Here is a 7,598-nt window from a genome sequence, read left to right on the forward strand (position 1 = left end):
CTTTCTCAGATATGATTCACGGAAGCGATGCAGCTGCGGGATAAGCCCGCGTGCATCGCTTTTGTCATGGAATGGGAACCCTGATTCTAGACCATCGCGTTGGGTAATGATGATATAATCAACACGTCACGCGGCACTGCGTGGTTTCGTTATCGGATAAGCATCGGTAAACGTCGGAGGTACATCAATGATCCTGCTATGGACAAGCATCTTACTCTTTACTTTTATCTTTCAAGCCGCAACTATTTTACTGCTGGAGTTTCGCAGGCCGGCTCATGCGACGGCGTGGCTTTTCATCCTGTTTCTGTTTCCGGTTGTAGGCTTCATCCTCTATTATTTTCTGGCGCAAGAATGGCGCCGCAGACGCACCACACGCCGCCGCGGAAGCGCAGACCAGAAGCGTCACAAGGAGCTGCTGGCCAAAAGCAGTATTATCGACAGTCCCGAACATATGCCCGTTCCGGAATTTCGGCTTCAAGAGCGGCTGTTCCGGTCGCTGATCAAAGGCGGGCATCTGCCCATTTCCGGCAGGAACCACACAGAGATCTACAACAACGGCGAAGAAACTTACTCTTCCATGCTCAAGGTGATTCGGGAAGCGAGACATCATGTGCATATGGCGACTTATATCCTTCGGGATGATGCGACAGGACGGATTTTCCAGGAGGCTTTAATCGAGAAGGTGAAGGAAGGCGTGCAGGTCAGGCTTCTGTATGATGGAATCGGCAGTATTAAATTGAATAACAATTTTCTCCGGGTTTTGCAGGAAGGCGGTGTGTGCCACGCCTGTTTCTTCCCGCTGAGGCCTGCCTTTTTGAAAAAGCGGATGAATTACCGGAATCACCGGAAAATTCTTGTCGTGGATGGGTTAAAGGGGTTTATCGGAGGCATTAATGTCGGAGATGAGTATATCGGCAAAAACCAAAGGCTTGGCTATTGGCGTGACACTCATATGATGATTCAGGGTGACGCGGTCTATCGGCTGCAAGAGGTTTTTCTGAAAGATTGGGAGCTTGCGACAGGCGAAAAGTTGGACAGCCCGGGGTACTTTCCTCCGCATGAATGTGCCGGTGGGGAGCCTGTGCAAATCGTTCCGGCCGGCCCGAATCGCCTAGGCGATGCGATTCATGACGCCGTATACGCCATGATGTCTTCCGCCAATGAACGAATCTGGCTGACATCGCCATATTTCATTCCCAGCGCCAGTGTCGCCATGGCGCTGCATGACGCCGCGATGAGCGGATTGGATGTAAGAATCATTGTTCCCTATGTGCCGGATACGTGGATTGTCCATTATGCCACGCTGTCTTACGTGGAAGAGATGCTCAGGTCCGGGGTGAAGGTGTGGCAGTATAAGAAGGGCTTCATTCATGCGAAAACATTAATCATAGACTCTGTGATCGGCGTTGTCGGCTCGGCAAACATGGATCTGCGGAGCTTTTTCAGCAACTTCGAGGTGAATGCTCATCTGTACGACCCGAAGCCATCCGGCGGTTAGAGAAAGATTTTCTGCAGGATTTGAAAGACAGCGAGCAGATTGACTGGAAAAACTTTTCCAGACGTCCGCGGCAGCAGAAGGTGAAGGAAGCGATGGCACGCCTGCTGTCACCGCTATTGTAGGCCCATCACTTCTTCGGCAGGCTTCTCAGGATTGGGGTCAAATTCTGGCGCGGAGCGGCAGCGATCAGATCGCCATGAGTACGAAGCCGGTCGACAATATTACGCAAATTAAATTCTGCGGGCTTTACGTTGCGCTGCACTTCCTCCCAACTGATCGGGGTGGACACCGGAGCGCCCTCGCGGGCACGCGGGGAGTAGGGTGAGGGCAGCGTTTTGCCGGCGTAATGCTGAAGATAATCGAGATAAATCAAATCTCCGCGATCCTTTTTCATCCGTTCCACAGTAAACAGCCTGGGATTCTGAGCCACGAGATAGTCCGAGATAAACTTGCCGAAACGCCGGAGATCGTCGAAGGTGGGACCGCGCTCGATAGGCATGACGATTTGAACCCCTGTAGCCCCCGAGGTTTTAGGGACCGCTGTCAGTCCGAGAGAATGCAGCAGCCCGCCGACCAGAGCAACAGCCTCCATCAGCCGGGGCTCTTCCTCCAATGTGGGGTCGATATCGAGCATCCAGGTATTCGGGATCGGATTGTCGATCTCATCGGACGATACGTGAAATTCCAGACTGTACAAGCTGCCCATCCAGAGAAGAGTCGGCAGGGAGTCCAACACCACGTAACGCACTCCGCCTTCATCCGCGGTTCGAACATAGTCCGGTTTCGGCTGGGGACAGTTTTTCTGATAAAAGGAAACGCCGTGGATCCCCTCCGGAAAACGGATGGTCGTTAAATACCGGCCGGTTGTGTAGGGCAGCAGGAACGGTGCCATTTGCGCCAGCGTCTGCACGTATTCCAACTTAGTAATCCCCATATCAGGCCATATCAGCTTATCGGGGTGGGACAGCGATAATTCCTGTTCCCCCAAACGCAATATCGTACGTTCTGCCATATACATCCTCCTCGCTCTTTATTTACCCCTGTTTCCCGCTGTTCTGCGCTTTTCCGCAAATAAAAGGCAAAAGCCGCACCCACGGGTGCGGCTGCTTATTTTCGAGCCCGGCTGGCGCGAGGTTTGGGCGCTGCGCCGTCTCCGCCTGCCGCTCTCGGTGTGCGCGGAGCACGTGCTGCCGGAGCGGGAGCAGGCATCGCGCCCGCGGCTGCGGCGTTCGCCCGGCCGGCGCCGCGTCCGCGGCCTGCTGCAGCTCCCGTGTCGGTCGGCGTTGTCTGGACAGCCTCCAGGCTTGCTTGCAAAGCAGCCATCAAGTCGATCACGTTCGTTCTTTCGGCGGCCGGCGCCGTTACGACATCTATACCTTGACCGGCGATCTTCCGCTGGATTGCATCCTGCAGCGCCGCGCGATATTCGTCGGTGTATTTCTCCGGCTCGAAAGGCGCCGACAATTGGTCGATCAGCATCCGGGCCATCGTCAGCTCGCGCTCATTAATATTCGCTTGCTGGGGCAGGTTGGGTACCTGCGCAAGAGACCGGATCTCGTCAGGAAAGTGCATCGTCTCCATACAAATACAGTTGTTCAGGGCGCGGATCGCGGCAAGGCTACTCTTGCTGCGGATGGCAATCTGCGCGATTCCGATTTTACCGGACTGCCTCATCGCTTCCAACAACAGATTATATGCGCCTGATCCGGCCTGGTCCGGAGATAAGTAGTACGGCTTGGCAAAATAAACGGGATCGATCTCCGTGAGGTCTACGAAATCAAGGATTTGTATGGTGCGGGTATTTTCCGGTTTGATGGCGTCGAGCTCCTCGTCGTCGAACAGCACGAAACGCCCTTTTTCATATTCGTAACCACGCGATATATCCTCCCACTCTACCTCTGTAGTGCAGTGCGGGCAGGAGCGGGTGTACGAGATGGGGGTGCCGCAATTTTTATGGATCATCCGCAGGTGCACGTCTTTGTCCTCGGTTGCAGTGAACATCTTTACGGGTACGTGCACCAACCCGAAGCTGATCGCGCCTTTCCAGACCGTATGCATATGAATGACTCCTTTACACGTTTATATTCCAAGCATGCCCTAACCGCATGGAAATCAACCCTGTTGGGAATATTGGAAAAGGTTAACGATCAATCGATACGGAGGCGGACACATCATGGATGCGCAGAGAGCGCAGGAAATCTACAATTCACCGGATATCATTCCGGTTCGATTGGATAACGGCCAGTCGGTATGGATCGAAAGAGTGGATGCCGGCAAGGGAGTTGCCACAGTGAAGGTCGGCGACAACCCGACCGATACGGAAACCGTACCGGTGGATCGTTTAAAGGAAGTACATTAACTTTACGAAGACGCAGAGCCGGCATTCCTGCGTCTTCTTACTTTTTGAAAGTAAGTTTGTGAGGTGATACAATAGTGAATGGACATACATATCAGACAAAGGAGTGTTCATCATGAATGATATTGCCATTATCGGTGCAGGCCCGGCGGGCGCCAGCGCAGCTATTTTCGCCGCCAAAGCAGGTAAGAAGACGCTGGTCATCGACAGCGATCAAAGCATGACCAAACGAGCTTGGCTTGAAAATCACTACGGCGTTGCCGAGATCTCCGGACCGGATCTGGTAGAGACAGGCAAAAAACAGGCGGCGAAATTCGGAGCGGAGTTCGTGACCGCAAAAGCAGCCAAGTTGACTGCCGGCGATGACGGGATCACGATCGAGACAGAGGACGGAGCGAGCTATCAGGCTTCACATGTTATTGTGGCAACCGGCGTTTTTGCGGATCTGGCTGAAGCGAGCGGCATCCGTATGAAGCCGGGAACGGAACCGAGAATCAAAACGGTCATCGACGCCGCTGCGGACGGCAAGACGAATATAGATCGAATCTGGGCTGCCGGTACTGCGGCGGGCGTCAGTGTTCATACCATTATTACCGCAGGCGACGGGGCCAAGGTCGCCATTAATGTGATCAGTGAAATCAACGGCGAGCGTTATGTGGATCATGACGTGTTGAAAGCGTAATTCGCGCCGCTGCTGAGCTGTAAGGCGGAAAAACCGTCTTACACGGTGGAATTCGCGCCGCTGCTGAGATGTAAGGCGGAAAAACCGCCTTACTTCACAGGCAATCTTCCGCGGGACATCGGGCGTCGCCGAAATACGCAGAAAAAAAGGCTTTGCGGACCCGATCACGGGTCGCGCAAAGCCTTTTTTTATAACTGCTTACTGTGCGATAAACTCTTGTACCCACACGCCGTTGTAGTAAGCTACTCCGATGGTGGTGTAATTGGATTTAAGGATATTGTCGCGATGCCCGGGGCTGTTCATCCACGCCGTCATAACTTCCTGCGGGGTGCGCTGTCCTTTGGCGATGTTCTCGCCTGCATAGCTGAATTTAATGCCGTATTTCTTCATCATATCGAATGGAGAACCATACGTCGGAGAGTTATGATCGAAATAGTTTTTGTTATAGATGTCTTTCGCTTTGTCCAGCGCCATTCTTGTGAGTGTGGCGTTGGATGTGTTCAAAGCTGCAAGTCCTGCTTTCGCACGCTCTTTATTGACCAAGGACACAACTTGCGATGCAAATTGCGACATGGGAACTGCGGCGGGAGCTGCCGGTTGAGCCGGCTTGTACGACGGCGCAGGCTTCACGGGCTGTGCTGGTGCCTGTTTCACAGGTGCGTGCTTGACAGGCGCGGGTTGTACCGGCGCAGGCTTGTATGCCGGCGCACGTTTTACGGGCTGAACCGGTGCCGGTTTGTTTGGCTGTACAGGAGCCTGCTCATAGCCGTAGCCATACCACCCGAAGTCGAATGAACCGTTGATCGGTTTCACAACAACATTATGATTGCCTTGCAGATATTTTTGGATAAGGGCATTCAAATCAATACCCAAAGCTTGAGTGAGCTGCTGCGTCTGTTGCGCCTTTACCGTTGTTTCGGCTGCCGACGCTGCTCCTGCTGGAACGGAAAGCGCCAATACCAACGTTCCCGCGATCAGAAGTTTCTTGAAACTTTTGTTGCTTTGCTTTTGCATGAACTTATATCTCCCCTTTGTTAGCCTGCGAAGTTAGCTGCCGGGTTAGGTTCAAAGAGTGTCCCTGCCGCAAAAGCTGCGACTTCACCCCACAAATTGGGTCCTCCGCGTCCGATTGGACTTCGGCCTGAATGGTTACAAGTCTATCAGCTTTTGGCCGGGGATTCATTTTATAAATATTAACAATTGCTAGATTTCTGGTAAAATAGGAGGGCAAAAAGCGGGATGGGGGATCGAAATGAGAGTAGATTTTGAAAGGTTTTATATTAGCGACGACGACTCTTTGCTGGATGTGGAAACGATCCACGGGTTTATGCAAAGAAGCTACTGGGCAGACACCAGACCGCTTGAGGTCACGGTCAAAGCACTGAAGAACTCGCACAGCTACGGAGCGTTCGACCATAACAACCGGCAGATCGGGTTTGCACGCGTTATCACTGACGGCGCTACAATGTTCTACTTGGCGGATGTCTTCATAGATGAGGATTACCGGGGACAGGGAATCGGGAAGACGCTGGTTTCGCACATTATCGGGGATTATCCGGGCCTGACGGGTATTCTTGCAACCAAGACGCCCATACGCTATATGAAAAATTCGGTTTTGTGCGTGATGCAGAGAGTTATATGAAAAAGCCGCGAAGTTAGGCTTGTTTTTGCTCATTCATTCGTCGTCTTAACCCAGCAAACGCATTTCGTGTAATATCATTCGCGTCTCTTCCTGCCGGAAGGGGCGTTTTTTTGTGACGGCATATGTATAAGTTTCATTTACCAAAATCATACTAACATGCGGTAGGAAAACTTATGTCGAACTGAAGGGAGAAATGGCATGTTTCAACAGAATGCTGCAGGCCTGGCTGAGCAGTGCAGCCGGCTTGCGCAGCAGTTGATCGCTCAAACGAAATTTCGTGTAATATCATTCGCGTCTCTTCCTGCCGGAAGGGGCGTTTTTTTGTGACGGCATATGTATAAGTTTCATTTACCAAAATCATACTAACATGCGGTAGGAAAACTTATGTCGAACTGAAGGGAGAAATGGCATGTTTCAACAGAATGCTGCAGGCCTGGCTGAGCAGTGCAGCCGGCTTGCGCAGCAGTTGATCGCTCAAACGAATCAATCGACTCAGCTGTATGTGCAACTGCAGCAAATCGAACAGCAAAATGCCATGCAGCTGCAACAGCTTTCTCAAAGGGAGCAGCAAACCGCCCAAGCAATCCAAGGCGTTTTGCAGGCACACGATGTCGCATTGCAGCGACTCAATCAGATCGATAGTTTATGCAGTCAGCTTCAACAAACTAATACATCAGGAACGGTGGGACAATCTATGTACAATCAACCGACAGGCAGCATGGGTTTCATGGGTATGGACGGATCACGCAGTATGGGAGCTTCAGGTTCTATGGGTTCTATGGGTTCTATGGGTTCTATGGATTCTATGGGTTCTGGTTCTATGGGTTCGATGGGCGGAATGGGAACGATGGGCTCCCGCGGCATGGGCGCAATGGGTGGCAGCATGGGCGGAATGGGAACTATGGGCGGCTTCGGAGGCGGAAGCATGGGAACTATGGGCGGTTCGCTGCCTGTTGATGGTATAAGCGCGATGGCGCAAAGCATGACCAGAGGTCCGGATGCTTCCCGCCAAATGGGCGGATTCGATGGCAGCCGTACATCTCTCGGTATGGGAATGGGCAGCATGGGCGGCTTCGGAAGCGGCAGCAGCATGGGTGCTATGGGTGGCGCGATGCCCGGCGGCAGCATGGGCTTTATGGGCGGCAGCAGCATGGGATCTATGGGTTCCATGAGCGGTATGGGCGGAAGCGGCATGGGATCTATGGGCTCCATGGGTGGCATGGGCGGAAGCAGCATGGGTGCTATGGGAAGTACGCTGCCTGTTGACGGCATCAGCGCAATGGCACAAAGTAGAGGCCAGGATGGCAGTTCGATGATGGGCGGCTTCGGTGGCGGCAGCAGCATGGGTGCTATGGGTGGCGCGATGCCCGGCGGCAGTATGGGCTTTATGAGCGGCAGCGGCATGGGATCTATGGGATCT

General features: G+C 53.0%; 9 protein-coding genes and 1 riboswitch. Of the genes, 6 read left to right on the forward strand and 3 right to left on the reverse strand.

What is annotated here, in order from left to right; all coding sequences use genetic code 11:
- Positions 1 to 187 precede the first annotated feature (187 nt).
- Entirely contained in the window at positions 188 to 1,498 is a 1,311-nt protein-coding gene (cls, locus tag SD71_RS07790; RefSeq protein WP_326998720.1) for a cardiolipin synthase, read from the forward strand.
- 127 nt (positions 1,499 to 1,625) lie between these two features.
- Here cls and ligD read toward each other — a convergent pair whose 3' ends face one another.
- Positions 1,626 to 2,510, reverse strand: coding sequence for a non-homologous end-joining DNA ligase (ligD, locus tag SD71_RS07795; RefSeq protein WP_082034118.1), 885 nt, complete (start codon positions 2,508 to 2,510; stop codon positions 1,626 to 1,628).
- Positions 2,511 to 2,605: 95 nt separating this feature from the next.
- Entirely contained in the window at positions 2,606 to 3,556 is a 951-nt protein-coding gene (gene ku, locus SD71_RS07800; RefSeq protein ID WP_041061825.1) for a non-homologous end joining protein Ku, read from the reverse strand.
- Between the two features lie 115 nt (positions 3,557 to 3,671).
- Here ku and SD71_RS07805 point away from each other — a divergent pair, with 115 nt between their 5' ends.
- Together SD71_RS07805 and SD71_RS07810 are read left to right on the forward strand one after the other, a co-directional pair.
- Positions 3,672 to 3,857, forward strand: a complete 186-nt coding sequence (locus SD71_RS07805; protein ID WP_041061827.1) for an H-type small acid-soluble spore protein — start codon at positions 3,672 to 3,674, stop codon at positions 3,855 to 3,857.
- Positions 3,858 to 3,969: 112 nt separating this feature from the next.
- Complete coding sequence (locus tag SD71_RS07810; RefSeq protein WP_041061829.1) at positions 3,970 to 4,536, forward strand: FAD-dependent oxidoreductase; 567 nt, start codon at positions 3,970 to 3,972, stop codon at positions 4,534 to 4,536.
- Positions 4,537 to 4,734: 198 nt separating this feature from the next.
- Here SD71_RS07810 and SD71_RS07815 read toward each other — a convergent pair whose 3' ends face one another.
- The gene (locus SD71_RS07815) at positions 4,735 to 5,550 is read right to left on the reverse strand and encodes a CAP domain-containing protein (RefSeq protein WP_041061831.1); all 816 of its coding nucleotides are present in this window, start codon (positions 5,548 to 5,550) and stop codon (positions 4,735 to 4,737) included.
- A gap of 6 nt (positions 5,551 to 5,556) precedes the next feature.
- Positions 5,557 to 5,688, reverse strand: a riboswitch (cyclic di-AMP (ydaO/yuaA leader).
- A gap of 100 nt (positions 5,689 to 5,788) precedes the next feature.
- Here SD71_RS07815 and SD71_RS07820 point away from each other — a divergent pair.
- The 3 genes from SD71_RS07820 to SD71_RS23525 form a co-directional block, all read left to right on the forward strand.
- Positions 5,789 to 6,178 (forward strand): GNAT family N-acetyltransferase, encoded by a 390-nt coding sequence (locus SD71_RS07820; RefSeq protein WP_326998721.1) that lies wholly within the window; start codon positions 5,789 to 5,791, stop codon positions 6,176 to 6,178.
- 198 nt (positions 6,179 to 6,376) lie between these two features.
- The gene (locus SD71_RS25525) at positions 6,377 to 6,505 is read left to right on the forward strand and encodes a hypothetical protein (RefSeq protein WP_268747719.1); all 129 of its coding nucleotides are present in this window, start codon (positions 6,377 to 6,379) and stop codon (positions 6,503 to 6,505) included.
- 82 nt (positions 6,506 to 6,587) lie between these two features.
- Positions 6,588 to 7,598: hypothetical protein (locus tag SD71_RS23525; protein WP_200889578.1), on the forward strand; the 1,011-nt coding region annotated here is incomplete at its 3' end.

The sequence above is a fragment of the Cohnella kolymensis genome (assembly GCF_000829465.1).
GTDB classification, from domain to species: Bacteria; Bacillota; Bacilli; order Paenibacillales; family Paenibacillaceae; genus Cohnella; species Cohnella kolymensis.

Excerpts from the sequence above, each read along its gene's own strand:
- SD71_RS07810 (WP_041061829.1), top strand. The coding sequence starts at position 3,970 with ATGAATGATATTGCCATTATCGGTGCAGGCCCGGCGGGCGCCAGCGCA.
- SD71_RS25525 (WP_268747719.1), top strand. The coding sequence starts at position 6,377 with ATGTTTCAACAGAATGCTGCAGGCCTGGCTGAGCAGTGCAGCCGGCTT.
- ligD (WP_082034118.1), bottom strand. The coding sequence starts at position 2,510 with ATGGCAGAACGTACGATATTGCGTTTGGGGGAACAGGAATTATCGCTG.
- ku (WP_041061825.1), bottom strand. The coding sequence starts at position 3,556 with ATGCATACGGTCTGGAAAGGCGCGATCAGCTTCGGGTTGGTGCACGTA.
- SD71_RS07815 (WP_041061831.1), bottom strand. The coding sequence starts at position 5,550 with ATGCAAAAGCAAAGCAACAAAAGTTTCAAGAAACTTCTGATCGCGGGA.
- SD71_RS07805 (WP_041061827.1), top strand. The coding sequence starts at position 3,672 with ATGGATGCGCAGAGAGCGCAGGAAATCTACAATTCACCGGATATCATT.
- SD71_RS07820 (WP_326998721.1), top strand. The coding sequence starts at position 5,789 with ATGAGAGTAGATTTTGAAAGGTTTTATATTAGCGACGACGACTCTTTG.
- cls (WP_326998720.1), top strand. The coding sequence starts at position 188 with ATGATCCTGCTATGGACAAGCATCTTACTCTTTACTTTTATCTTTCAA.